This window comes from Ochrobactrum chromiisoli (genome assembly GCF_026241335.1).
Classification (GTDB): domain Bacteria; phylum Pseudomonadota; class Alphaproteobacteria; order Rhizobiales; family Rhizobiaceae; genus Brucella; species Brucella chromiisoli.
Map to the genome: position 1 here is coordinate 185,900 of NZ_JAPHAV010000002.1, position 24,870 is coordinate 210,769.

Sequence of the window (24,870 nt, forward strand, 5' to 3'; positions counted from 1 at the left end):
GAAGCAGCAATGACTGGCAAGCGTATGAAAACGCAGGCGGACGTAGAAAGTGAAAGCCTGAGGCTTGGCCAATTGCGGCTGTTGATAGCGCTTGATGCACTTCTTGTCGAAGGCAGCGTTGGTGGTGCAGCCAAACAAATGGGGTTAAGTACAGCTGCCATGAGCCGGTTGCTTGGTCAGATTCGAGAAAAATTCGACGACCCCATTTTTGTTCGGTCCGGTCGCAATATGATAGCGACACCCAAGGCAGAGGCGTTGCGCGGACGCTTGCGCCGTCTGGCCAATGAAACGGAAGCACTGATGAATTTTGACAGCGATAATGCTGTTGAAACCCATTGTAGGAGAAAACATGGCTGGGAGCGCACAAGCACGATTGTGGCACCGCCGCCGCTCGGTATTCGTAAGGTCGTGGAGCTGGAAAACCATCCGACTCCTGAACAACTTGCAGCACAATTTGCGAATATTCAGGACGAGAATGATCCGGCTCTGCGGCTGGCAAAATATATAGGCATTACCGGACGCAAGGCTGGTCACACCCGGCCTCTCGAAATGCATGAAGCCGAAGATGCGTTCACAACAATCTTTGCAGGGCAGGCGGATCCCATGCAAATCAGTGCCTTGCTGCGTCTTATTCATTATCGCGGTGAAACTGCGCCGGAACTTGCAGGCATGGCGCAGGCAGCGAAGAAATATTATTCAACAAAAGCCGGTCTCGGCAGACCTGCTCTTGATTGGCCTGCCTATCTCTCGCCAAACTCGCACCAGTCGCCATGGTTTATGCTGTCCGCAATCCTTGTGGCACGCGCAGGTTATCCCGTTGTGCTGCATGGCAATTGCGGCATGGGAGAAATCTCAGGCAAGCTGGAGCTGGCGGCAGAGGCCATCAAAATACCGATTGCCGGTTCATTGTCGCTCGGCGAGGAAGCTCTGAACGCACATGGCATCTGCTTCATGCCTTTGGCGGGATTTGCCCCACAAGTGCATGGATTGCTCGCACTTTATCCGCTGTTTCACTCCAGATCGTCCATCAACAGCCTCGCGCATCTGCTCAATCCAATGCAGCTTTCGGCGTCATTTCTTGGTGTCACGCAGCCAGCCTATCGCGAACTGCACCGTGATGCGGCGGCGCTTTTGGATTGGCAATCGGTCTCGGCGGTTTCGACAAGCCGTGACGTGGCGGAACTGGTACCCTTCCACGCCCATACGATTTACAGATGGGTTGATGGGCAAAAGTCTGACATGACATTGCCAACACTCTCAAAAGCGACGACAGACAAGCATGCAAGTTTGACGACGTTTGAATATTGGCTTGCCGTCTGGTCCGGGGCTGCGGTTGATGAACGCGCGGAACTGACGGTTATTGCCTCAGCCGCAATGGCCCTCATGACCGTGCTTGGGGCCGACAATGAAAGCTATGGCCAGTTCCACAAGAAAGCAGAAGAGCTCTGGCGCGCACGCCACACTGTTATGTGAGGATTGATAAGATTGTGCTTCAAATAAAATGATCGCAGTCCGGCTATCTGATTCAAATTGATAGCAACGTGTTTCGTTCGGTGGAGAAAGATATTCTATATATGGCTTTTTAGAGAAAATAATTCCCGCCTTCGCAGCAGATCGGCACGTTGTTGCGTTGTTAACGGCCAGTGTAAGCCGTAGATTTTGCGGGAATAATCGGGACTCAGCAGGCGATTGCTCAAGCTGGTATTCCAAGGAGATTTTCTATGACTGCTCATTCGCATCCGTTCAATCTGCCGCTGCTTGATATATCCCGCTATAATGGAACGCCGGAAGAACGCGCCAATTTTATCGATGAACTTCGCCGCACGCTCCATGATCATGGCTTTTTCTATCTTACCGGGCATGGCGTTGACCCTCAGCTGATCGCGGATGTTATTGCGACAGCCAAGCGTTTCTTTGCGCTGCCAAGCGAAGAAAAGCTTAAAATTGAGATGATCAAAACATCGAATTTCCGTGGCTATAATCGTGCGGGCCTGGAACGCACGCGCGGAGAACAGGACTGGCGCGAACAGCTCGACATCAATACCGAGTTGGAGCCTGTCGACATTGGTCCTGACAGCCCGGCATGGAAGCGTTTGATCGGGCCAAATCAGTGGCCAGAGGCGTTGCCTGAGCTGAAGCCACTCTTGCTTGCTTATCAGGCGGAAGTGACGCGTGTTGGCATTGATGTACTCAAAGCCATTGCGCAGGCTCTCGGGCAGAGCGAAGATTTCTTCGCGCAAATCTATGAACCGCATCCCTCGCAGCTTTTGAAGATCATTCGCTATCCGGGGCGCGATGTGGCTGAAAGTGAACAAGGCGTTGGCGCACACAAGGACGGTGGCTTCGTGACCGTTCTGCTTCAGGATGTTGTTCCGGGTCTGCGCGTGCAGCGTGAAGACGGCGTCTGGATTGATGCGCCACCTGTGCCGGGCACGTTTGTCATCAATACGGGTGAACTCCTCGAATTGGCAACCAATGGGTTTGTACGCGCTGATGTGCATGGCGTTGTTGCGCCGCCTGCAGGCACTGAACGCTTCTCCGTCGCATTCTTCCTTGGTGCGCGTTATGATGCCACAATCCCTGTTATTGATTTGCCGGAAGACTTGAAGACAAAAGAGCGCGGCGTAAGCGTTGATCCGCTCAATACGCTTTTCCGCGAAGTGGGGCAGAACAATTTGAAGAGCCGCCTGCGTTCACATCCAGACGTTGCCCGCGCCCATCATCAAGATCTGCTGGACTCCCCGGAATTCGCCAGTCTCAAGCTGGGGGCTGCATATTAGAGTAGTGCTTTTGAAAGCGGGGATGCGTTCTGGGAAAAGCAGAGAAGTGAACCCGTTCCTTGCCGGCCGAATGCTAAAGTCGCTTTGGGTCCATCAAGGAACAGGTTCGGGGGTACATATATATCATCCGCCCATTACGCCATTTATTATAGCTGGCAGGAATCACAGATAAATAAAGCGCCGGAGACCCGGCGCTTTTCTTTTATTTTGTGGGTGTATTTCAGCCGCTGATCAGCTTCACTTCCATGAAGTCTTCCAGACCCCATTTGCCGCCTTCGCGTCCATTGCCTGATTGTTTGTATCCGCCGAACGGACTTCCGGCAACGCGCGATGTGCCGTTGATCTGAACCATGCCAGCGCGCAGCTTTCGCGCAACGCGCTTTGCCCGATCCGCATTGCCGGTCTGAACATAAGCCGCAAGACCATAAGGCGTATCATTGGCAATCGCGATGGCGTCTTCTTCCGTGTCGAAAGGAATCATCGCCAAAACCGGGCCAAAGATTTCTTCGCGCGCAATGCTCATATCATTGTTCACATCTGCAAAGATTGTTGGCTTGACGAAATCGCCTTCCGAAATACCGTCCGGACGGCCTGTTCCACCGGCAACCAGACGCGCACCTTCATCAATGCCCTTCTGAATCATTGTTTGAACCTTTTCAAACTGAACAGATGAGGAGAGGGGGCCGATATGTTCGCCTTCCTTTGCCGGATCATCGACCTTGGTATTTTCGGCTGCTTTTTTCGCAAACTCGACTGCCTCTTCGTAGACCGAACGCTCAACCAGCATACGCGTTGGCGCATTGCAGGATTGGCCTGTATTCTCAAAGCAATGGTTTACACCGCGTTTGATGGCCTGTTCGAGGTCGCTATCCGCAAACACGATGTTAGGCGACTTGCCACCAAGTTCCAGCGAAACACGCTTCACCGTCGCAGCCGCTGCACGCGAAACAGCCGTACCCGCACGCGTTGAGCCGGTGAAAGACATCATGTCGATATTCGGGTGCTGCGACATTGCTTCACCAACGATCGGACCTTCCCCATTCACAAGATTGAATACGCCTTTTGGCAGCCCGGCCTCATCGATAAATTCGGCAAAGAGCATGGCCGACATGGGAGCGATTTCGGATGGCTTGAGGATAACCGTGCAGCCCACGGCAAGAGCCGGGATAACCTTGAGTGAAATCTGGTTCATCGGCCAGTTCCATGGGGTAATCAGGCCACAAACGCCAATCGGTTCATGTACGATTGTCTGATTGGGATGCTTGGGCGAAAGAATTTCCTCGAATTCAAAATTCTCGAATGCAGCGATAAAAGCCTTTGTATGCGACAGTCCCGCAGCGGCTTGAGACTCGCGCGCAAGTTTGATCGGCGCGCCCATTTCCTTGGAAATCGCCTGTGCCATTTCCTCAAGGCGGCGTTCATAAACGTCCACAATACGGCGCAGATAACCAATGCGTTCTTCAGCGGGCGTTTCGCTCCATAGTGGAAACGCTTTGCGTGCAGCAGCGACAGCAAGATCAATATCCGCAGCCGAACCCGCAGAAATAACCGCATAAGGTTTTTCAGTTGCCGGATTGATGACCTCAATTGTTTTTGCCTCCAACGGAGCCTGCCACGCGCCGTCGATATAAAAATCCGTTTTCTGATCCAGATTTTTCTGAAGCATGATGAAGTCCTCCATGGGTGCTGATTTGATTTTAAGGGACGCCATTTCGCCCATTCCCGACGACGCATTATGCGCATTCATTTCGTATTCTAAACGATGCACCTTTCCCAAATACGGCTTCGCTTTTGGGTCGCATTTTTCGCTTTGCGGAAACTACCTTCCATTCATGACGAGGTCAAAACAGAAGAAAGAATGGAACAATCAAATTTTCTTATTCATTATCGTAGGCTCCGAATTCGATGCCGAGCGTTTCCAGACCTTCTTCGATGTAATCACCTAAAAGAGGAATACCGAGCAGGTATTTCGCTTCACGTCCATTGTGACGATCTCCGGCTGTCGAGAGGGCTTCTTCCCATTCCGCAGCGCTGAAATCACCACGACCAACCCAGACCAGCGCCAGCAATTCGATGCGTTCATCTTCATTTAGCGATTGGATGGCCGCAATCAGTTCCTTTCGGGTCGGGTTGTCGACAGAGGAATCCAGAATGTCGACATCACCATCATCTGCTGCATTGGAGCCGGAAGATTCGTCCACCGCAGGCACTTGAACGTCATACTCCCGTGCTTTGGAGATGATGAATTCGATATTTTCAATATTATTGACCAGTTCGACCATGATTTGCCTCCGTTGTTCGCAGTCATTGCTTGTCGAGCGCTGCACGATGGGTCTGCTTCTGGATTGTGCTCTAAATCGAGAAGAATGGCAAAACCCAGTCGGCTATCAATTTAATCGACAGACCGAAAAGTGTGATCTGTACCAGCAGAAAAAACGGGCCATCCGGCATGACACGCGTAAGCTTTGCACCAATAAAGGTCCCGATGATTGCTGCTGGTAACAACCACAGGCCCAGCGACCAATCGAGATTGGAGAATTGCTGCAACTGCCAGTAAGGGATCAGCTTAACAGCATTAACGATGGCAAAGAGAATGGTCGATGTGCCTGCGAAAACCAGCTTTTCGAGATGTTGAGGAAGTACATACATCTGAAATGGCGGCGCACCTGAATGGGACACAAAGCTGGTAAGTCCGGTCAAAATTCCCCAGAAAGTGCCTCCCGGAATATCGGCCTTGCGCGCCTTACGGCGATATTTCGCGCCCATCCAGACATTGAAGCAGAAGAACAGGCCCACTAAGCCCACAAGCATGCCGATGAAAGTGCTTGAAAGATGTGAACTGAACAGCCAGCCCAATCCGACGCCAACAATGGCTGCGGGTGTGAGAATAGCGAGATTGCGCGCTGAAAAATGGTGCCGGTAAAGATAGAGGCCGAACATGTCACTTACGACATAGATCGGCAATAAGAGGGCTGCGGCTGTCACAGGCGAAATAACCAATGCCATCAATGGCACTGATAATGTGCCGACAGATGGCAGTCCGCCTTTCGATAATCCCACCAGAAAGGCCGCAATAACGGCGACTGTCATAAACAAAGGCGTATGTTCAAGCATTCAGACAGCCACCATTATATAATTTTGGCGAGAGACTCTCGCTCAGCTGTATCAGTTATTTACCCGTTTCCAATAGCGCGGCTGCCCAAAATGTGCGACCCGCCTTTGAAGAATTGCGGTCTATTTATCTTCGGCCAAAGCCGAGGAGGGGTCAGAGGTTGCCACGGCTGCCGGACCTTCAATTCCGCGCTGGCGTTCACGGACGAAAGTAAACAGGCCGGAGATGGTGATCAAAACGATGCCGATGAGCATTGGCAGATCGATGCGATCATGAAAGATAAAATAGCCAAATAAAATGGCCCAGAGCATCTGGCTATATTGCGGAGATGCAATGGCGCTGGCTGGCGCACGCTGTGCGGCAAGCATCAAAAGAATATTGGCGAATGCTGCCAGCAGGCCATAACCTGCCAGATAGGTCCATTGAATGGCGGATGGCGTTTGATAGCTCGGGATCATAAGCGCGCCGCAGATAAGGATCGGCCCGACCAGACCGGCGGTGTAAAGCGAGATGCGCTTTTCCTTTTTTCCCATAGCGCGAAAAATAACGATGCTGAACGCACCGCCGAGGCCTCCGCCAAGCGCACCAAGATGACCAATCGATAATTCGCGGAACCCCGGACGCAGAACCACCAAAACGCCGATAAAGCCGATGATAACTGCCAGCCAGCGGCGCCAGCCTACCTGCTCTTTGAGAAAAATCACGGAAAGGATTGTAACGAAAGCAGGCAGCAGAAAGATGAGTGCAAATGCCTCTGCCATGGAAAGATGGGTAAAGGCGACTACACTGCCAATCACCCCCATCGCGGCGGTCAGTGTTCGCAACAGCCAAAGCTTGAGATTGGTTGTCCTGAACATGTCCAGCCATTCGTCGCCGGGCTTTTTGGTAAAGGGAATGGCAAGTATACCCAGAACGGCACCATAGAAGGCAACTTCATAAGGGGAGAGTGTGCCGTCCAAAAACTTGACGCAGGCATCGCTTACAGCGAATGCGGCATAGGAAGCGAATGCGAGGAAAATACCGTAAAGCATTGTGATGTCCGAATATGGGCCAAGGATAGTTTCCTCCGCGGATCGGATTAATCGATTAAAGCCGATTTAGCAAAAGGCAATTTTGTGGAATTTCGAAAAACTGACCTAAAGTTTATCGCGCTTGATCGCGCAGATGACACTCGCTCTAAACTGCTTTAATTACCGTCGGTTTGCAAACATTCAATGAACCCATTTTGCTGCGGCATGCTTTCGCTGTGCAGCCTATGGTGCAGGGGATAGCTGCCTTTTTAAGGCAGCGAGCTCCACCGAAAATGCATGCCTCATTTGCAATCATATCCGTGGTGGAATTTTGTGCAAAAGACTATTTATGAGGCATCCAACGAGGAGAGAAGAAATGAACATTCGTCAGAAATTCCAGCAGTATGTTTCCCGCCGTCGTGCAATGCGTGAACTTGGTGCGATGGACGATCATCTTCTTGCCGACATCGGCGTATCGCGTTCGCAGATTCAGAGCGCAGTGTTCGGTAAGTAATCACTGATGGTGCGGCTCACAATCGATCGCCCCGAAAGTGAAATTCAATCAATATAACAAAGCGTCGGTCCTCCAGTCCCGGCGCTTTTGTTTTTAAAAATGGCTTATTATAGATCATTCCATTAAAGCATTTTGATATCGCGCGTTGATTGCGTTTCTGTTCCAGAGTCAATTTTTTCTTTTTGAGACAAAACACCCATTAAATTGGGACGTTCTTCTCTTGCTTATGTATGCAGCTCTTGTAACCTGTATTTGTGTGGGGGGGCAGCGATGAAGCTACGCTTCTTTATAGATGTAAAGATAGTTTAGCATCGAAAATCATCACTGCTGATTAGATAGAAGCTTTCATTCCGTAATTGTATACTGTCCCATACGTAAGGCATTATCGTAATTGGAATGTATTGCGGGCTCTAGCCCAAAACGGAATATTAAATATTAAGGCTTGCACATCGGGTAGCCACACGCTTATGTGGCTACCCGATGTTGTGTAAGGCCTTCCCATGATCAATCTCATTCTCAATGGAATAATAATCGGCATCGGTGCGACGATTGTTATGGATGTCTGGGCGCTTGCGCTTGCGCAGTTTCCCGGTCAGTCGCGCCCGAATTGGGGTCTTGTTGGCCGCTGGTTCTGGCATTTGCGCGACGGGCAGATATTTCACGATGACATTGCTGCATCCCGGCCCTATGCGCATGAGGTCGCTTTGGGCTGGATTGGTCATTATGCCGTTGGTATTCTTTATGGCGTTATTTTTGCGCTTTATGCCGGCAGTGTATGGTTCGCGAATCCAGCATTTCTTCCGGCATGGATATTTGGTCTCCTGACAGTGGCTGCAGGCTGGTTTTTGTTACAGCCGGGCTTGGGAATCGGCTGGGCAGCATCGCGATTGCCCAACGCGCGCACGGTGAGAGTGCTGAATCTGGTTGCGCATACATTCTTTGCGCTTGGCATGTATGGCACCGCAATTTTGTTAAAAATGTTATGATAAACAATTAGATAGTCTTAGAAGATCAACGTTGGGCATCTGTCATTTTTGAAGCTCTTTCAAAAAATAAAGCCTGAATGGACGGCTGGCGCAGCGCAAAATCTCGGTCCAAACTAAATCACGTTAATAAACAGGCATTCTTGCGGCAGAACTGTGTTTTTGATCGTATTGGGTGTATGGGGAACAAATCCGCTTGCTGTTATGTGGCTGCGGTTAACAAATACGGCATTCGCAATAGATTGCACTGATTAAAAGTGGCTGAGCGTTCTCTTTCGCGTTGCGTCATTCATTGGTGTTATGGAAAGCGAGCTTTTGCCCTGGAGGGACCATGCTGGAAAAGCTGTTCAAGTTGCAGGAACACGGCACATCGGTGAGAACGGAAGTTATCGCCGGTTTGACGACCTTCCTGACCATGTCTTACATCATCTTCGTCAATCCTGATATTTTGTCCAGCACGGGCATGGATCGCAACGCGGTTTTCGTTGCAACCTGTCTTGCGGCGGCATTGGGTTCGATCGTCATGGCACTTGTTGCCAATTGGCCGATCGGCATGGCTCCGGGCATGGGCCTGAATGCCTTTTTCGCCTTCACAGTTGTGGGCGCTATGGGCTTTTCATGGCAACAGGCGCTTGGCGCGGTATTCATCTCTGGTGTCATCTTCCTGCTCCTCACCGTAACAGGTATTCGACGTTGGCTGGTTGAGGGTATTCCACAATCATTGCGCAGCGCCATTGCAGCCGGTATTGGCATGTTTCTGGCGTTGATCGGTCTTAAGAATGCAGGCATTGTTGTTGCTAATCCGGCAACACTGGTCGGTCTTGGCGATTTGCATGGTGCCGGTCCGCTTCTGGCGATTGCAGGCTTTTTCATCATCGCAGCTCTGGATGCGCTCAAAATTCGCGGCGCAATTCTGATCGGTATCCTCGTTGTTACCATTGCATCGATTTCGCTCGGCATTACGCAGTTTAATGGTGTGTTCGACACGCCTCCAAGTCTCATGCCGACATTCATGCAGCTTGATATCATGGGTGCCTTGCATACCGGCATTCTGCATGTGATTCTGGTTTTCGTGCTTGTCGAAGTTTTTGACGCGACCGGTACGCTGATCGGTGTTGCAAAGCGCGGCGGCCTGATCGAACCGGGTAAGCCAAATCGGCTTGGCAGGGCCTTGTTTGCAGATAGCACAGCCATCCTCGGCGGCTCACTGCTCGGCACATCCTCAACGACCGCTTACGTCGAAAGCGCATCCGGCGTTCAGGCTGGTGGCCGAACAGGTTTGACAGCACTTGTTGTTGCTGTGCTGTTCCTTGCTGCGCTGTTCATTTCACCGCTGGCAGGTTCCGTGCCTGCCTATGCCACAGCACCGGCACTTGTTTATGTTGCCTGCCTGATGATGCGTGAGTTGTCAGAAATCAAGTGGGACGAGATCACAGAAGCAGCGCCTGCCGCTCTGACGGCACTTGCAATTCCATTCACCTATTCGATTGCAAACGGTCTTGCTTTTGGTTTCATCACCTATGTTGTGCTCAAAGCTGTCACCGGAAAAGCACGCGAGGTGCATCTGGCAACATGGATTGTAGCGGCATTGTTTGTGATCCGCTTCGCATTTTTCCCAGAATAACAATAAACGCCGGGGCAATACCCCGGCGTTTTTCTATCTGCTTTATTTGGGAGTTCAGATGATGGCACCGGATGAATTTAAGCTGCTTGAGAAGCTAATTGATGTCATTGAACAAGACATCATTCCTTTGACCCAACAGGGCGTTGCAAAAGGCAACAAGGTGTTTGGTGCTGCACTTTTGCGCAAGTCAGATTTATCTCTGGTGCTGGCTGAAACGAATAATGAAACCGAAAATCCCCTCTGGCATGGCGAAGTGCACACGCTCAAACGCTTTTATGAAATGCCGGAGCAGGGGCGCCCCAACACCAAAGATATGGTTTTCCTGTCCACGCATGAGCCATGCTCTATGTGCCTTTCGGCGATTACGTGGAGCGGGTTTGATAATTTTTATTATCTGTTCAGCCATGAGGATTCACGCGATGCGTTTTCGATCCCGCATGATCTGAAAATCCTCAAAGAGGTCTTCACATTAGAGCCGGGTGGCTACAACCGCGATAATAGCTTCTGGCACAGCCATTCAATTCCAAAAATGGTGGCATCGCTGCCGGAGCCGGATCGTCAGCGGCTGGAAAAGCGACTGGATGCAATTCGCGCACAATATGATGCAATGTCCGGCGCGTATCAGTCATCAAAAGACGGAAATACTATTCCGCTGAGCTAATTCAAAGGCCGCATATCAAATCTGATATGCGGCCTTATTATTTTAAATCTTGTCGAGCAGATTGCGCTTCTGAAGGTTCTGGATCAAAGCGCGAATACCAAAAGTCCATTCGGCGCAGTTATCGGTGCGATCCACCCAATTGACGAGACATCCGAGCTTAGGCGTAGAGATTTCCACCTTGTCGCCGATTTCGTGTGTGAAGCCCTGACCTGCTCCACGACGGTCTTTGACGGGGGCAAACATTGTGCCGAGGAAAAGAACGGCACCATCAGGATATTGGTGGTTACGGTTCATCATTTGCCCGGCAAGATTTTCCGGATCGCGACTGATCGCTTCCATTGGGCTTTCCCCGGTCATTTCGAAACCATCGCTACCGGTTACTTTGAGCGAAAGCTTGAGCTTGCGCAGAACATCCATGGTGAAGTTTCCGTCGAAAAGACGAATGAACGGGCCAACTCCGCAGGATGCATTGTTGTCCTTGGCCTTGCCGAGAAGCAACGCTGAGCGCCCTTCGACGTCACGCAAATTGACGTCATTTCCGAGTGTTGCACCGACAATGCGGCCATCCGAAGCCACAGCCAGGACCACCTCCGGTTCAGGATTGTTCCATTGCGAGATCGGCAGGATGCCAACCGTGGCACCACAGCCAACCGCAGACATGGGCTGCGACTTGGTGAAAATTTCAGCATCGGGACCGATCCCGACTTCCAGATATTGCGACCAGAGGCCCATTTCCTGAAGCAGCGCCTTGACCTGTGCAGCTTTCTCGGAACCGGCGGCGACGCCGCGCAGACTGTCGCCAATCACTGGTGCAAGCCGATCACGGACTTCGCGCGCGCGCGTCGGATCGCCTTTTGCCTGTTCTTCGATCACGCGCTCGAGCATGCTGTCGGCGAAAGTGACGCCTGCCGCTTTGATTGATTGCAAATCGATGGGCGCCAGCAATTCGCCTTTTGCGCCGGAAAGATAATCGTCTAGAGCGCCAAGATCGGCAAAGCGGCTGACATCCTTGAGCTCATCGACCAGTGTTTTACGTTCGAGCAAGCCGGAAACGGTTGCGGAAAGTTGAGAGAGATCATGCACATGGCCATTGGCGACCAAAACGGGGCAGGGACCATTTTCAGCCTTTGACCACACCCGGCCGATCAGAACTGCCGATGCACTATCTTCGGGCAGGATGGTGGATGAATTCAGAATATGCTTGTCTTGCACGGATAGTCCTCCCATTTGGCAATATCTCCTCAACTCAGAAATCCGGATTGAATTGAATCCGAATTTATTGTCTGGTTGTCTGATAACTGTATATACCTGCTTTGAAAACAGTTTTATGCACCAAATGCGGTTTCGACATGAAATAGTGTTTCACATTGCAGAACCATAACAGGTCAAATATCAATGGCTTCAATAGCGGTCGAGTGTCAGGACATTATGGGAGAACGCCTTGTTCGATGAAATCAGACGGAGTGAACAGCTTCCCGCCCGTATTGCTTCTGAGATTGTGCGCCAGATAACCGAAGGTAGCTGGCAACCTGGGCATAAATTGCCAACCGAACATCGTTTGGCCCAAAGTTTTGGCGTTAGCCGTTCGGTCATTCGCGAGGCTATTGCGCAACTGCGCAGCGAGGGGCTGATTGAAACGCGACAGGGGGTTGGCGCATTTGTTACCGAACCCGACCGGCGTCAAGCGATTCGTATTGAGCCTGAAACGCTTGCCGACCGCGATCATTTCCGCAGCTTGTTTCAGCTGCGCATGGCACTTGAGATTGAGGCTGCTGGCCTTGCGGCTGTGCATCACACGGCTGAGGACATGTGCAAGCTGGATGAAGCGCTCGCAGGAATGAGTGGCCACAAGAAATGGGCCGATGAAGGCATTGATGCCGATCTGGCATTTCACCGCGCATTGGCGAGTGCCACGCATAACGAATATTTTCCTCTCGTTCTTGGTTTTATTGCAGAGCGTATTAGCCAGGCCATTCGCGCCGCGCGGGCGCGTGCGGTTCTCGAAGAGATCGTTGAAATCACAATTCAGGAGCATCAAGCAGTCCGCGATGCGATTGCCGAGCGCGATCCTTTAAAGGCGCGAGACGTCATGCGAAAGCATGTGGTCGGCGCTGCACAACGCGTTAATCTTGAGTTGGAGACATTCTGAGCATGTCGGGATTGCATATAATAGTCATGGGCGTTTCCGGCTCCGGTAAATCGACAGTCGGGGAAAGGCTGGCAGAAGCCCTTCATCTGCCTTTTCTTGAAGGTGACAGCCTGCATCCACAATCCAATGTCGATAAAATGGTGGCTGGAATTCCGTTGCAGGATGATGATCGTTGGCCTTGGCTTGACCTCATCGCAGAGCGTCTTGCAACGGCTGAAAGCGGAATCATTATATCCTGCTCATCGCTTAAGAGAAGCTATCGTGAGCGCCTTCGGAAGGCTGCACATGGACCGCTGTTGTTCATTTTTCTCGATGGCAGTTTTGAAGTTCTGCATGAACATATGGGCCACCGTACCGGCCACTTCATGCCATTAGCAATGCTGGAAAGCCAACTTGCCACCCTCGAAAGCCCGGTCGGCGAACCCATGGTATTCCGCGCAGATGTTGTCGATCCTATTGAGAAAATCGTTTCAGAAAGCCTTGAATGGATCCGTTCGATGGCGGCCGAGTTACCGTAGCGGCCAGAAGAACATCAGCGCAGGCACTGTTACAAGTGCGATAATGATCGATAATGGCAGCCCAAGTCTGGGATAATCGCTGAACTTATAGCCGCCGGGACCCATCACAAGCGTATTGCACTGATGTCCGATCGGGGTGAGGAAATCGCACCCCGCGCCAATCGCTACCGCCATAAGAAAGGCTTCCGGCTTAAAGCCCAGTCCCGCTGCGAAACTCGTTGCAATCGGAGCCATAACCAGCACCGTTGCGGCATTGTTGAGAAAAGGCGTGACCATCATGGCCGTCACCAGAATGAGCGCCAGTGCGCCAGCAGGCGGCAATTGGTGACCAATGTTTGACAGCCATTGTGCGATCAGCTCAGTGCCTCCCGTTGTTCGCAAAGCATCAGACACAGGTATCAGGGCCGCAAGCATCACCAGAATTGGGCCGTCGATCTCATCATAGACTTCGTTGATCGGAATGACTTTGAATAGCAGCATAGCAACGGCCGCGGCAAAAAATGCAACCGCGACAGGCACGATACTCAATGCCGTCGCACCAATTGCAGCAATGAGAATGGTAAGCGGGACGAGGCCACGCCGGACACTTCCAAGCATCAGCTTGCGTCGTGCCAATGGCAGCAATTCAGATTCGGTCAGGAAGTTTGAAAGGCTGGCTTGTCTGCCTTGCAGAACCACCACATCCCCAAAGCTTAGACGTACCTCACTCAGCCGTTCTGAAATACGCTGGCCGGGCCGGCTGACTGCGAGCAGATTGACCTCATAGCGCGCGTAGATATCAAGCTGTTGTGCGTTCAGGCCGACCAGGCGGGAATTGGTGCCGATAACAGCCTCAACGGTTTCGATCTCCGTTGAACCGCTTGTTTCAGACGGGTTTCTGTTTTTCGATAGAGTGAGTTTTCCAGAACTTACAACGGTGTCCAGTGCTTTCGGATCGCCTTCAAGCAGCACGACATCGTTTTCAACAATCACGGTATCGGGCAAAGGTGTAATGCGGCTGTTCTTGCGAACGATCGATGTTACCATCGCCTCGCCTTCAGCTGGCTTGATCAGATCACTGATGCGTTTACCAACAACAGGAGAATTGGCAAGCACACTGGCTTCACAGGCGTAGTTTTTGATCTTAATCGCTTCGTTGAGCGAAATGTTTTCGCGCGTGCGCTGTGGCACAAGCCAATAAAAAGTCACAAGGTAAATCAGACCTACACTGGCGAGTATAGCGCCGACGGGGGTGAAATCGAACATCGTGAAGGGCTGACCGACCATTTCACCGCGAATGCGCGACACAACGATGTTGGGTGAGGTGCCCACTTGCGTCATCAAGCCACCAAGCAGCGCACCAAACGCCATTGGCATCAGGAAGGTTGATGGCGAGACATTGGAGCGGCGCGCAAACTGGAACGCAACCGGAATCATAATTGCCAATGCACCAACATTTTTCACGAATGCCGATAAAACTGTAACAATGGCAACAAGAACCGCGAGCTGCAATCGAACGCTGTTTATATCCGGCAGAAATCGCTGAACCGCGTCTTGCATAAGGCCTGAGCGTGCCACTCCGGCACTCACAATCAGCGCGCTGCCCACGATAATGACGATGCCATCACTGAAACCGGTAAAAGCCTGATCATAAGGGACGACGCCAACGGCAACAGCCAATAAAAGCGAGCAGAGAGCTACAATATCGTAGCGAAATCTGCCCCAGATAAATGCCCCCATCATAAGAATGATCACTGCAAAGGACAGTATCTGCGGATGGGTCATCGAATGCGCGTTCCTCGGAAGGAGAAAAATATTCTATTTCGTGTGGCGCATAACAAAGAAAACGAAAATGCTAAAATGAAGCGATTTCTTATATATCGGGCGCTCAAAATGCAGAACGCCCGATATTGAAATTAGTTGCTCGCGCGGCGACCATCGGCACCAAAAATATGAACGTCTTTCGCAGAAGCGCCGATTTTGACCATTTCATCGATGGAATGTTCTGAGCGACCAGCAACGCGGAAGATCAGCGGCTTGCCATCGGATAGAGAGCTATGGATATAGCTTTCGGCGCCAACCAATTCGATCGCATCAATACGTACTTCCGTGTTGAAGCCATCTGCGTCAGGCTCACCGTTCTCAATGATACGAATATCTTCAGGACGCACACCAAAAGTGTACTTCTCCGAAGGAAGCGCAACCGCTTTACCCGGCTGCCAGACAGTGCTTTCGCTCTTTTCGAGCAGATTCATCGATGGTGAACCGATGAAAGTGGCAACGAAGGTCGAAGCCGGTTTTTCATAAAGCTCAATTGGGGTGCCAACCTGCTCAATATTGCCGGCGTTCAATACCACGAGACGATCAGCCATGGTCATGGCTTCCATCTGATCGTGTGTGACGTAAACACTGGTTGTGCCGAGTGCACGCTGAAGGCGCTTGATCTCAACGCGCATCTGTACGCGAAGTTTTGCATCGAGGTTTGAAAGCGGTTCATCGAAAAGGAATGCAGCCGGTTCACGCACGATAGCGCGACCCATGGCAACGCGCTGACGCTGACCGCCCGAAAGCTGGCGCGGCTTGCGATCAAGAAACTGTTCAATTTCAAGCGCTTTTGCGGCCTTGTTGATGCGGCGTTCGATTTCGTCTTTGGGTGTTTTGCGATTTTTCAGACCATAGGCGAGGTTTTCGCGAACAGTCATATGCGGATAGAGCGCATAGTTCTGAAACACCATTGCGATGTCGCGTTCGGCTGGTTCGACATCGTTGACGATGCGGTCACCAATGGAAATTGTACCAGCACTGATGCCTTCAAGTCCTGCGATCATGCGCAGAAGCGTGGATTTTCCGCAGCCTGAAGGCCCAACAAGAACGACGAACTCGCCGTCCTGAATATCCAGCGAAACGCCTTTGATGACTTCAACACCGCCGCCATAGCTTTTGCGGACATTATCAAGAATGATCTTGCTCATTATTTTTCCGTTTCAACGAGACCTTTGACGAACCAGCGCTGCATCAATACCACCACGAGAATAGGCGGTATGATAGCCAGAATGGCCGTGACCATGACGTAATTCCACGGTGTGGAAGCATCGGCGAAATCCACCATACGGCGCAGGCCGATGATAATGGTGTTCATCTTTGCGTCATTGGTCACGAGCAGCGGCCACAGATACTGGGTCCAGCCATAAATGAAGAGAATGACGAAGAGGGCAGCAATGTTCGTCTTCGACAGCGGCAGCAGAATATCACGCATGAAGCGAAATGGACCTGCATTATCGATGCGTGCAGCTTCTACCAACTCACCGGGAATGGTGAGAAAGAACTGCCGGAACAGGAATGTTGCCGTTGCCGATGCCATCAAAGGCAATGTCAGACCAGCGTAAGTGTCAATCAAACCGAGATCGACGATGACCTTATAGGTCGGGAGAATACGCACTTCGACAGGCAGCATCAGTGTAACAAAAATCATCCAGAAGAAGAACATGCGGAATGGAAAGCGAAAGAATACAATCGCAAACGCCGACATGAAGGAGATGATGATCTTGCCAACGGCAATCAGCATGGCAACGACGAATGAATTCCACAAAAGCCGTTCAAGACTGACGCCAACAACACGTTCAACGCCGCCGAATATGGCTTCGTTATAGTTCTCCATCATATGCCCGCCGGGCAAGAGCGAGATTGGCGGACGGATGATCTGGCCAGATGTCATCGTTGACGCGATGAAGGTGTAATAAATCGGAAAGGCAACAATGATGATCCCGATGATCAGGATCAAATGGCCGATCAGATTGGAGACTGGGCGTTTTTCAATCATTCTCGCCTCACTCACGAATAATGCACGCGCTTCTCAATGAAGCGGAACTGGAATGCGGTCAGGGCGATCACGATAATCATCAGAATAACTGACTGCGCCGATGAAGAGCCGAGGTTAAGATTGACGAAACCGTCATTATAAACCTTGTAGACCAGAGTTTCGGTTGCTTTGGCAGGGCCGCCGCCGGTTACAGCATGGATGATGCCGAATGTGTCGAAGAAGGCGTAAACCGTGTTGACCACCAGCAGGAAGAATGTGGTTGGCGCCAGAAGCGGAAACACGATCGACCAGAATCGCCGCGCGCCGCGCGCGCCATCAATGGCAGCAGCTTCGATCAGTGATTTTGGAATGGCCTGAAGGCCCGCGACAAAAAACAGGAAATTGTAGGAGATCTGTTTCCATGCGGCTGCACCGACAATCATCGCCATCGCCTGATTGCCATTGAGCAGAGGATCCCATGCAAAGCCGCTGCTGCGCAGCAGATAGGCAAGTGTGCCCATCGCTGGGTTGAACATGAACAGCCACAACAGGCCTGCAACAGCGGGGGCTACAGCATAGGGCCAGATCAGCAATGTACGATAAAATGTCTTGCCGCGAATGACACGGTCAGCAGCCGTTGCAAGCAGCAAGGCTGCGCCCATGGCTACAAACGCAGTCAGAAGATTGAAGACAATCGTGACCTGAACGGAATGCAGGTAATTGGGGTCGGATAACACATTCGTAAAATTGGCAAGTCCAACGAATGTGGATTTCAATCCGAACGCGTCTTCGCGCATGAAGGATTGATAAATTGCCTGACTGGCTGGCCAGAAGAAGAAGATCACAGTCAATATGATCTGCGGGGCCAGCAGGAAAAAGGGTAAGACTTTGTTTGGAAACGTGACTTTCTGCACGGGGAGTTTCCTTGCGGATAGCAATACCGCCAACCCTAATGGGCCGGCGGTATGCTTTATTTCATCATATTATTGTGCGGCGGCAATCGCTTCGTTTGCGCGTTTTACGGCGTTATCGAGAGCCGTTTTTGCATCCTGCTTGCCACCAAGCATCGCTTCATACTCTTCATTGAGAATGTCACGAACCTGCGGCAGATTGACGAGGCGCACACCCTTCGAATTTTCTGTGGGGGCTTTGCCCATCATCTGAAGGATTGGCGTCTCACGGCCCGGATTCTTTTCATAGAAGTCCGAGTTCTTCGTTGCTTCATAAGCGGCCATTGTCACAGGAAGATAGCCGGATTTTTCATGCAGCTTCTGCTGAATATTGGTCTGCGAGAGGAAGTTGAAAAATTGTGCGATGCCCTTGTATTGATCGTCGCTGAGACCTGCAAAGACCCAGAGGCTTGCGCCACCCGGAATAGTGTTCTGCGGGCCATGGCCTTCATAATAAGGCAACTGACCGATGCCGTAATTCATGCCAGATTTCACCACATCGCCAAGTCCGCCCGAAGATTCAGTCAGCATTGCGCATTCACCCGAGGTAAAAAGCTGCTTTGCTTCAGATGTACGGCCGCCGTAACGGAAGGTGCCGTCCTTGGCAAGGTCGGCAATTGCCTGAAAATGTTCAACGAAAAGTGGTTCGTTGATCTTGAGTTCCACATTCGTGCCTGCAAGGCCATTTTCGTTGGTGCCGTAGGAAACATTATTCCATGCAGCAAAGTTTTCGGTCTGAATCCATGTCAGCCATGTCGAGGTAAAGCCACAGGCCGATGCGCCGCTTGCCTTGATCTTTTTGGCTGCTTCAAAAACTTCTGGCCATGTCTTTGGCGGGTTGTTTTCGTCAAGGCCAGCTTTCTTGAAAGTGTCCTTGTTATAATAGAGGATCGGCGAAGAAGAGTTATAAGGGAAAGACAGCATGGTGCCGTCTGGCTTCGAATAATAAGCCACGATACCCGGCAAATATTGTGACTTGTCGAACTTATAGCCACCTTTTTCGAGCACTTCTGCTGCTGGAACCACCGCGCCTTCAGCAGCCATCATAACACCGCTACCGGCATCGAAGACCTGAATGATTGCAGGCGGCTGCTTGGAGCGGAATGCAGCAATGCCTGCATTCAGCGTTTCAGGATAGCTGCCCTTATAGACTGGAACGATCTTGTATTCGCTCTGGCTTTCGTTGAACTCTTTGGAAAGCTCATTGACCATTTCATTGTTTGCACCGGTCATGCCATGCCACCATGACAGTTCTGTCTGGGCAAAAGCCTGCGAACCAAGTGTGAGCGCAAGAGCGCCGGTCAGCGCCGAAGTCGTAATCAGACGGGTAAACATATTTCCTCCTCAGGAAATGAGGTTTCGTGAGCATCAAGAACGGATTCGATCCGGCCTCTGGGTGTCGGAACCTGCATTATCGTTATTACACTTATATGACTTCAATTTTCATTGAACAACTTTTAACTCCCGAAAACAGAATAAATCCGAAAATTTTATTTGTTGAAAGGAAAAAAAACGAAAACGAATTGATAACATTGGGGAGAAAGTGTGGATAGAGGCGCTTTTCCTGATGATTGCCTGACGATTGATTGCGACTCTTTAGCGATGAGGCCTTCACGATGAAATCTTTATGGTTTAGATGAGCCCAAATTTCTGTGCATCATTTTGCAGGTTTTATTCCGTAAAACGTGCAACGCAGCGGCGGAAATGCGGACCGATTTTTAAAAAAAGTGCATTGGAACGTTTTATCGTTCCCGAAATTCGCAGGCGGAGTTTTTATGTCCATCAAAGCAGACTGGAATGCAGCCTCTTTATCTGCAAAGATTTATTCCAGAACATGGGACAAAAATGAGCCAGGCGGAGTCATTATCGGGTTTGATCTGAACGGCACGAAGTTCGCTTATGCCGGAGGTCTGGAAAGTCTCGCGACAGGTATTCCATTTACCGCCAACACCGTTATTCGCTACGCATCGATCACAAAGCATATGTTTTGCGCAATGGTGCTGCGCCATAGAGATATCATTGATTTTAATGACAGGCTTGGCGATCATCTCCCAGAGTTGCAAAGCCCGTTGGCGGACGTTTCAATCGGTCGCGCTTTGGATATGACATCTGGTTTACCGGATGTGCGGGAGTGTTTGACATTATTGGGCCTGTCGGTTGATACGCATACGGGTGCTGAAAGCCTGATCGAGTTTCTATCGTCTATGACGCGGTCGAATTTCGCGGACGGGACTGAAGTTTCCTATTCCAATACCGGGTATCGACTGGTTGAAGCCGCTTTTGAGCGGAAGGGTCTGTTTTTCAAAGATTTTGTACGCTCCGAGATCGGTCTTCCTCTCAATATATTTATGGATGCACCTGACTGCTGGGCAGATCCGGTCAAAGGACTGGTCCCAGGCTATTGGAAGTCCGGCGAAAAATGGCAGCAGAGCCATGCTGGCCTTCAACTCTCTGCGTCTGGAAGTGTGGCAGGCAGTGGTATGGCGCTCACGAAATGGACGCAGGCTCTTTTGGCCGGTGAGGGTGCGTTGAGCGGGCTGCTTTCGGCACTTTCCGCGGGGCATTTTTTAAATGATGGCCGCCCGACAGGTTATGGCCTTGGTCTGCGTTGGAACGAAATTGGTGGCAAGCATTTTGTCGGCCATGGCGGATCGCATCCGGGCTATAAAAGTTATTTTCTCCTCGATCCTGCCGAAAAAACAGGAATCATCGTTGTTTGCAATCGGGAAGATGCAGACACATACACAATCGCTCGCGACTGTATGGCTGCTCTTAATGGGCTTTCGCTTCCTGAAAAGACGTCCGCTATCCCCGATGGACTGTATGTCGCTGATACGGGGCCATTCTGGCTTGAGATGCGCGAAGGCGTTGCCAATTATCTGGGGGCGGAAGACCGGCTTTATGACGTTGGGGAAGGTTGGGCTTCTTCACTGTCACCATCGTCGCCGATGAAGCTGCGCTGGAATGGAGAGGTGCTTTACGGCGAAATCGGCCATGTGCAGCGCGAACTGCGCCCGGTGCAGGCGGGGCCTGTGGACAATCAGTTTGACGGCCAGTGGAATGCGCCTCTTTATGGCGCGTCGTTTGTCATCGACAATGGGCACATCATTATGGGCGTAGGCCCTGCGCGTCAGGTCATGCCGGTTGAAGATTTGGGCAATGGCAGAGCCTTGTTCATGTTGCAGGATGGACCATGGAACAAACGCATTTGCATCCATCGTCTGGGGAACGATAGGCTTGAACTGGTCCTCAACCGTAGCCGCGTCATGGAATATCAGCGTTCAAACAAAATTGGAGTGCCGATCTGATCCAGTCAGATCGAAACACGCTCTAAAAACGCTCCACTGTGTTATTTTCGAAAAATTGATTCCGAAAATGATTTGAATGGAGTGAGCCAATGCTTGAACAGATGATCGATCAGGGTGCCGGTCGCGAACCCGCCGATATCGTGTTGAAAGGCGGCTGCTTCTTCGATCTTGTTACCGGCGAGCTTGTTGAAAGCGACATTGCGATCAGTGGCGATCGCATTGTCGGTACATTCGGCACCTATCAGGGAAAAAAGGAAATCGACATTTCCGGTCGCATTGTTGTGCCGGGTTTTATCGATACGCATCTGCACATTGAATCATCCAATGTGACACCCCACGAATTTGATCGGTGTGTGCTGCCACAGGGCGTTACGACAGTGATTTGTGACCCACACGAGATTGCCAATGTTCTGGGCGTAGAAGGTCTGCAATATTTCCTCGATAGTTCGCTGGAAACGATTATGGATATTCGGGTGCAGCTTTCAAGCTGCGTGCCTGCAACGCATATGGAAACGTCCGGTGCGCAACTGCTGATCGATGATCTGCTGCCTTTTGCCGATCATCCAAAGGTGGTCGGTCTCGCCGAGTTCATGAATTTTCCGGGTGTTTTATCAAAAGACCCAGAATGCATGGCGAAGCTAAAAGCCTTTCAGGGACATCATATTGACGGTCATGCACCGCTTTTGCGCGGGCTTGATCTGAATGGCTATATTGCGGCAGGCATTCGCACCGAGCATGAGGCGACCACTGCCGAAGAGGCGCTTGAAAAGATGCGCAAGGGTATGCATGTGCTGGTGCGCGAAGGCTCGGTTTCCAAAGACTTGCATGCCTTGATGCCGATCATCACAGAGCGGCACTCGCAGTTTCTGGCACTTTGCACCGATGATCGTAATCCACTCGATATTGCTGATCAGGGCCACCTTGATTATCTCATTCGCACGGCGATTGCAGGGGGTGTTGAGCCGCTTGCGATCTATCGTGCTGCAAGCATTTCCGCAGCGCGCGCCTTTGGCTTGTTTGATCGCGGATTGGTTGCGCCCGGCCAGCGCGCCGATCTCGTGGTCGTCGATAGTCTCGAAGGCTGCCATGCAGAAATGGTATTATCTGCGGGCAGGGTGGTTTCTGAAGAGCTGTTCTCAACGCGTGGATCTGTTGCGGAAGTTGGACGCAACAGTGTGAAAGCGCCGACAGTCAGCGCATCGAGCTTCAGATCACAATCCAATAGCGGTAAGACGCGCGCCATCGGCATCGTTCCGGGCAAGATTATTACCGAAAGCCTGGAGTTTGATCTTAAAGTCGGCCCACATGGTGTTGAACCCGATCTTGAGCGCGATGTGGTCAAAATTGCGGTCATTGAGCGACATGGCAAGAATGGCAATATCGCCACTGGCTTCGTGCATGGTTTTGGCCTGAAAGCCGGCGCTATTGCGTCAACCGTCAGTCACGACAGCCATAATATCTGCGTGGTCGGCGTTTCGGATGAAGATATTGCGGCGGCGGCTAACCGGCTTGGTGAGATTGAAGGCGGTTTTGTCGTGGTTCGCGATGGCAAAGTGCTTGCAGAAATGCCTTTGCCGATTGCCGGACTGATGAGCGTTGAACCCTATGAAACGGTCCGTGAACAGCTGCGCGAACTTCGCCATGCTGCGGAAGAGCTTGGCTCGGTTCTGGAAGAACCGTTTCTTCAACTCGCCTTTGTTGCATTGCCGGTCATTCCGCACCTGAAAATCACGGATCGGGGACTTGTTGATGTCGATAAGTTCGAATTTGTCGGAAACTGATTATCGATCAATCCGCGTCGAGAGAATGATCGATGACATGGTGCGCTCGACGCCTTCGAGCGCACCGATTTTGTCGAGAACAACATCCAGTTCCTGAATTGACGGCGCTTCGACCACGACAATCATATCGAAATGGCCGCTGACCGAGTGCAATGTGCGCACAGCCATGATGCCGCGCAGCGCTGTTTCAACCTTTGGTGCAAACTTCGGCAATGCTGTCACCAGCACATGCGCCCGCACCAGATCACGCTCAAATTCAGGAGCGATTCGAACGGTATAGCCTTCGATGATCCGCCTTTTTTCCAGCTTTTCCAGCCTGCTTTGGACGGTTGTTCGTGACACGCCGAGCCTGCGTGCAAGGTCGGCAGTGGAGGCACGGGCATTTTCACGCAGCAGGGCGATGAGGGCTAGGTCAGCATTTGTCGTCATAATGCATATTGAATACGTCAAATCGTACAAACAAACAACGTGAAATCGTCAGTTTAAATGCTTCTTTTCGCCGAAATTTGTGAGATTCTTTGTTCATCAAAATTGCATTACCCAAGGGGAAAATACATGAAAGAGATCGTTGTTGTCGGTGCGGGCAAAATTGGTGCAACCATTGCCGATCTTCTGGCTTCGACTGGTGACTATGCTGTGACGGTTGTCGATCGTTCGCAGGCTCAGCTCGACGCGTTGGACACGGGCGCGGAAGTCAAAACGCAGGCACTCGACATTGCAGACGCTAAGGCGCTTGAAACCGTTCTCACCGGCAAGTTTGCTGTTCTGAGTGCTGCGCCATTTCAGCTCACGACGCTGATCGCTGAAGCGGCTGCGAAGACCGGCGTGCATTACCTCGATCTAACCGAAGACGTTGCCAGCACCAAGCGCGTCATGGAATTGGCCAAGGATGCACAGACAGCATTCATCCCACAGTGTGGGCTGGCTCCGGGCTTTATCTCGATTGTTGCCTATGACCTTGCAAAGCGTTTCGATACGCTCGAAAACGTGCGTATGCGCGTTGGTGCCTTGCCAGAATTTCCGTCGAATGCTCTCAACTACAACCTGACCTGGAGCACAGACGGTCTGATCAATGAATATATCGAGCCATGTGAAGCTATCGTCAATGGCGTATTGACCAAGGTTCCTGCGCTTGAAGAGCGTGAAGAATTCTCGCTTGATGGCGTAACTTACGAAGCGTTCAATACGTCGGGCGGTCTCGGCACGCTTTGCGATACGCTCGAAGGCAAAGTGCGCACGCTCAACTACCGCACGATCCGTTATCCGGGCCATGTTGCGCTCATGAAGGCGCTGCTCAACGATCTCGGCCTGCGTCATCGCCGTGAAGTGCTCAAGGATATTTTTGAAAATGCTCTGCCAAGCACACTTCAGGACGTTATCGTGATTTTTGTTACGGTTTCGGGCACCAAGAACGGCCGTTTGGTTCAGGAAACCTATGCGAACAAGGTTTATGCCAATCAGGTTGGCAAGATCGTTCGTTCAGGCATCCAGATCACCACGGCCTCGGCAATCTGTGCCGTGCTTGACATGCTCGCCAAGGGCGAAATCGCACAGAAGGGCTTTGTTCGCCAGGAAGACATCACGCTGGATGCATTCCTCGCAAACCGTTTCGGCAAAGCTTATGCGCAGGAAGACCATGCAACGCGTCTCGTTGCCTGAAAGCACCGTTAAGGCCATGTCAGACCCGTTGCGTTCAATACGC

General features: G+C 51.3%; 22 protein-coding genes. 11 read left to right on the forward strand and 11 right to left on the reverse strand.

What is annotated here, in order from left to right:
• The first annotated feature begins 9 nt into the window (after positions 1 to 9).
• Positions 10 to 1,473 carry a glycosyl transferase family protein gene (locus OPR82_RS07575; RefSeq protein ID WP_265984064.1) on the forward strand — a complete coding sequence of 488 codons (1,464 nt, stop codon included), beginning with the start codon at positions 10 to 12 and terminating at the stop codon, positions 1,471 to 1,473.
• A 248-nt stretch (positions 1,474 to 1,721) separates the two neighbouring features.
• On the forward strand, positions 1,722 to 2,780 hold the full coding sequence (locus tag OPR82_RS07580) for an isopenicillin N synthase family dioxygenase (protein WP_265984066.1): 1,059 nt from the start codon (positions 1,722 to 1,724) through the stop codon (positions 2,778 to 2,780).
• A gap of 220 nt (positions 2,781 to 3,000) precedes the next feature.
• Here the strand turns inward: OPR82_RS07580 and OPR82_RS07585 are convergent, their stop codons facing one another.
• The 4 genes from OPR82_RS07585 to OPR82_RS07600 form a co-directional block, all read right to left on the reverse strand.
• Complete coding sequence (locus OPR82_RS07585; protein ID WP_265984068.1) at positions 3,001 to 4,446, reverse strand: aldehyde dehydrogenase family protein; 1,446 nt, start codon at positions 4,444 to 4,446, stop codon at positions 3,001 to 3,003.
• A gap of 211 nt (positions 4,447 to 4,657) precedes the next feature.
• Positions 4,658 to 5,062 (reverse strand): DUF3775 domain-containing protein, encoded by a 405-nt coding sequence (locus OPR82_RS07590; RefSeq protein ID WP_265984069.1) that lies wholly within the window; start codon positions 5,060 to 5,062, stop codon positions 4,658 to 4,660.
• Between the two features lie 70 nt (positions 5,063 to 5,132).
• On the reverse strand, positions 5,133 to 5,894 hold the full coding sequence (locus OPR82_RS07595) for a sulfite exporter TauE/SafE family protein (RefSeq protein WP_265984071.1): 762 nt from the start codon (positions 5,892 to 5,894) through the stop codon (positions 5,133 to 5,135).
• A 120-nt stretch (positions 5,895 to 6,014) separates the two neighbouring features.
• On the reverse strand, positions 6,015 to 6,923 hold the full coding sequence (locus tag OPR82_RS07600; RefSeq protein ID WP_265984072.1) for a DMT family transporter: 909 nt from the start codon (positions 6,921 to 6,923) through the stop codon (positions 6,015 to 6,017).
• A gap of 355 nt (positions 6,924 to 7,278) precedes the next feature.
• On the opposite strand from OPR82_RS07600, the gene OPR82_RS07605 reads away from it, so the two are divergent.
• The 4 genes from OPR82_RS07605 (at position 7,279) to OPR82_RS07620 (ending at position 10,684) form a co-directional block, all read left to right on the forward strand.
• Complete coding sequence (locus tag OPR82_RS07605; protein WP_084486677.1) at positions 7,279 to 7,416, forward strand: DUF1127 domain-containing protein; 138 nt, start codon at positions 7,279 to 7,281, stop codon at positions 7,414 to 7,416.
• A 500-nt stretch (positions 7,417 to 7,916) separates the two neighbouring features.
• Positions 7,917 to 8,402, forward strand: coding sequence for a DUF2938 domain-containing protein (locus OPR82_RS07610; RefSeq protein WP_265984078.1), 486 nt, complete (start codon positions 7,917 to 7,919; stop codon positions 8,400 to 8,402).
• A gap of 328 nt (positions 8,403 to 8,730) precedes the next feature.
• Positions 8,731 to 10,023, forward strand: coding sequence for an NCS2 family permease (locus OPR82_RS07615; RefSeq protein WP_265984079.1), 1,293 nt, complete (start codon positions 8,731 to 8,733; stop codon positions 10,021 to 10,023).
• A 61-nt stretch (positions 10,024 to 10,084) separates the two neighbouring features.
• Positions 10,085 to 10,684, forward strand: a complete 600-nt coding sequence (locus OPR82_RS07620; protein ID WP_265984473.1) for a deaminase — start codon at positions 10,085 to 10,087, stop codon at positions 10,682 to 10,684.
• Between the two features lie 42 nt (positions 10,685 to 10,726).
• Here the strand turns inward: OPR82_RS07620 and OPR82_RS07625 are convergent, their stop codons facing one another.
• Entirely contained in the window at positions 10,727 to 11,911 is a 1,185-nt protein-coding gene (locus OPR82_RS07625; protein ID WP_265984080.1) for a fumarylacetoacetate hydrolase family protein, read from the reverse strand.
• A gap of 214 nt (positions 11,912 to 12,125) precedes the next feature.
• Between OPR82_RS07625 and OPR82_RS07630 the strand changes: the two genes are divergently transcribed.
• Together OPR82_RS07630 and OPR82_RS07635 are read left to right on the forward strand one after the other, a co-directional pair.
• Positions 12,126 to 12,833 (forward strand): FadR/GntR family transcriptional regulator, encoded by a 708-nt coding sequence (locus OPR82_RS07630; protein ID WP_265984082.1) that lies wholly within the window; start codon positions 12,126 to 12,128, stop codon positions 12,831 to 12,833.
• 2 nt (positions 12,834 to 12,835) lie between these two features.
• Complete coding sequence (locus OPR82_RS07635) at positions 12,836 to 13,351, forward strand: gluconokinase (RefSeq protein ID WP_265984083.1); 516 nt, start codon at positions 12,836 to 12,838, stop codon at positions 13,349 to 13,351.
• Here OPR82_RS07635 and OPR82_RS07640 read toward each other — a convergent pair.
• The 5 genes from OPR82_RS07640 to ugpB all read right to left on the reverse strand — a co-directional run bounded on the left by OPR82_RS07640 (position 13,343) and on the right by ugpB (position 19,414).
• Positions 13,343 to 15,115 carry an SLC13 family permease gene (locus OPR82_RS07640; protein ID WP_265984085.1) on the reverse strand — a complete coding sequence of 591 codons (1,773 nt, stop codon included), beginning with the start codon at positions 15,113 to 15,115 and terminating at the stop codon, positions 13,343 to 13,345. The genes OPR82_RS07635 and OPR82_RS07640 overlap by 9 nt on opposite strands.
• Positions 15,116 to 15,246: 131 nt before the next feature.
• Positions 15,247 to 16,302 (reverse strand): sn-glycerol-3-phosphate import ATP-binding protein UgpC, encoded by a 1,056-nt coding sequence (locus OPR82_RS07645; protein WP_265984087.1) that lies wholly within the window; start codon positions 16,300 to 16,302, stop codon positions 15,247 to 15,249.
• Positions 16,302 to 17,150, reverse strand: a complete 849-nt coding sequence (gene ugpE, locus OPR82_RS07650) for a sn-glycerol-3-phosphate ABC transporter permease UgpE (RefSeq protein WP_265984088.1) — start codon at positions 17,148 to 17,150, stop codon at positions 16,302 to 16,304. The genes OPR82_RS07645 and ugpE overlap by 1 nt, the downstream gene beginning before the upstream one ends.
• An 11-nt stretch (positions 17,151 to 17,161) precedes the next feature.
• Positions 17,162 to 18,043, reverse strand: coding sequence for a sn-glycerol-3-phosphate ABC transporter permease UgpA (gene ugpA, locus OPR82_RS07655; RefSeq protein WP_265984090.1), 882 nt, complete (start codon positions 18,041 to 18,043; stop codon positions 17,162 to 17,164).
• A 69-nt stretch (positions 18,044 to 18,112) separates the two neighbouring features.
• Entirely contained in the window at positions 18,113 to 19,414 is a 1,302-nt protein-coding gene (gene ugpB / locus OPR82_RS07660; RefSeq protein WP_265984092.1) for a sn-glycerol-3-phosphate ABC transporter substrate-binding protein UgpB, read from the reverse strand.
• Positions 19,415 to 19,854: 440 nt separating this feature from the next.
• On the opposite strand from ugpB, the gene OPR82_RS07665 reads away from it, so the two are divergent.
• Positions 19,855 to 21,387 carry a serine hydrolase domain-containing protein gene (locus tag OPR82_RS07665; RefSeq protein WP_265984093.1) on the forward strand — a complete coding sequence of 511 codons (1,533 nt, stop codon included), beginning with the start codon at positions 19,855 to 19,857 and terminating at the stop codon, positions 21,385 to 21,387.
• An 89-nt stretch (positions 21,388 to 21,476) separates the two neighbouring features.
• On the forward strand, positions 21,477 to 23,168 hold the full coding sequence (gene ade / locus OPR82_RS07670) for an adenine deaminase (RefSeq protein WP_265984094.1): 1,692 nt from the start codon (positions 21,477 to 21,479) through the stop codon (positions 23,166 to 23,168).
• On the opposite strand, the gene OPR82_RS07675 is transcribed toward ade, so the two are convergent.
• The gene (locus OPR82_RS07675) at positions 23,169 to 23,597 is read right to left on the reverse strand and encodes an Lrp/AsnC family transcriptional regulator (RefSeq protein ID WP_265984095.1); all 429 of its coding nucleotides are present in this window, start codon (positions 23,595 to 23,597) and stop codon (positions 23,169 to 23,171) included.
• Between the two features lie 126 nt (positions 23,598 to 23,723).
• Between OPR82_RS07675 and OPR82_RS07680 the strand changes: the two genes are divergently transcribed.
• Positions 23,724 to 24,827: a saccharopine dehydrogenase family protein gene (locus OPR82_RS07680; protein ID WP_265984096.1), complete on the forward strand. Its 1,104-nt coding sequence runs from the start codon at positions 23,724 to 23,726 to the stop codon at positions 24,825 to 24,827.
• The last annotated feature ends 43 nt before the right edge of the window (positions 24,828 to 24,870 follow it).

Coding starts and splice junctions, on each gene's coding strand:
- OPR82_RS07635 (WP_265984083.1), top strand. CDS start 12,836: ATGTCGGGATTGCATATAATAGTCATGGGCGTTTCCGGCTCCGGTAAA.
- OPR82_RS07645 (WP_265984087.1), bottom strand. CDS start 16,302: ATGAGCAAGATCATTCTTGATAATGTCCGCAAAAGCTATGGCGGCGGT.
- ugpE (WP_265984088.1), bottom strand. CDS start 17,150: ATGATTGAAAAACGCCCAGTCTCCAATCTGATCGGCCATTTGATCCTG.
- OPR82_RS07680 (WP_265984096.1), top strand. CDS start 23,724: ATGAAAGAGATCGTTGTTGTCGGTGCGGGCAAAATTGGTGCAACCATT.
- OPR82_RS07585 (WP_265984068.1), bottom strand. CDS start 4,446: ATGCTTCAGAAAAATCTGGATCAGAAAACGGATTTTTATATCGACGGC.
- OPR82_RS07675 (WP_265984095.1), bottom strand. CDS start 23,597: ATGACGACAAATGCTGACCTAGCCCTCATCGCCCTGCTGCGTGAAAAT.
- OPR82_RS07625 (WP_265984080.1), bottom strand. CDS start 11,911: ATGGGAGGACTATCCGTGCAAGACAAGCATATTCTGAATTCATCCACC.
- OPR82_RS07610 (WP_265984078.1), top strand. CDS start 7,917: ATGATCAATCTCATTCTCAATGGAATAATAATCGGCATCGGTGCGACG.
- ade (WP_265984094.1), top strand. CDS start 21,477: ATGCTTGAACAGATGATCGATCAGGGTGCCGGTCGCGAACCCGCCGAT.
- OPR82_RS07615 (WP_265984079.1), top strand. CDS start 8,731: ATGCTGGAAAAGCTGTTCAAGTTGCAGGAACACGGCACATCGGTGAGA.
- OPR82_RS07600 (WP_265984072.1), bottom strand. CDS start 6,923: ATGCTTTACGGTATTTTCCTCGCATTCGCTTCCTATGCCGCATTCGCT.
- OPR82_RS07590 (WP_265984069.1), bottom strand. CDS start 5,062: ATGGTCGAACTGGTCAATAATATTGAAAATATCGAATTCATCATCTCC.
- OPR82_RS07665 (WP_265984093.1), top strand. CDS start 19,855: ATGTCCATCAAAGCAGACTGGAATGCAGCCTCTTTATCTGCAAAGATT.
- OPR82_RS07595 (WP_265984071.1), bottom strand. CDS start 5,894: ATGCTTGAACATACGCCTTTGTTTATGACAGTCGCCGTTATTGCGGCC.
- OPR82_RS07620 (WP_265984473.1), top strand. CDS start 10,085: ATGGCACCGGATGAATTTAAGCTGCTTGAGAAGCTAATTGATGTCATT.
- OPR82_RS07640 (WP_265984085.1), bottom strand. CDS start 15,115: ATGACCCATCCGCAGATACTGTCCTTTGCAGTGATCATTCTTATGATG.
- OPR82_RS07580 (WP_265984066.1), top strand. CDS start 1,722: ATGACTGCTCATTCGCATCCGTTCAATCTGCCGCTGCTTGATATATCC.
- OPR82_RS07605 (WP_084486677.1), top strand. CDS start 7,279: ATGAACATTCGTCAGAAATTCCAGCAGTATGTTTCCCGCCGTCGTGCA.
- OPR82_RS07575 (WP_265984064.1), top strand. CDS start 10: ATGACTGGCAAGCGTATGAAAACGCAGGCGGACGTAGAAAGTGAAAGC.
- ugpB (WP_265984092.1), bottom strand. CDS start 19,414: ATGTTTACCCGTCTGATTACGACTTCGGCGCTGACCGGCGCTCTTGCG.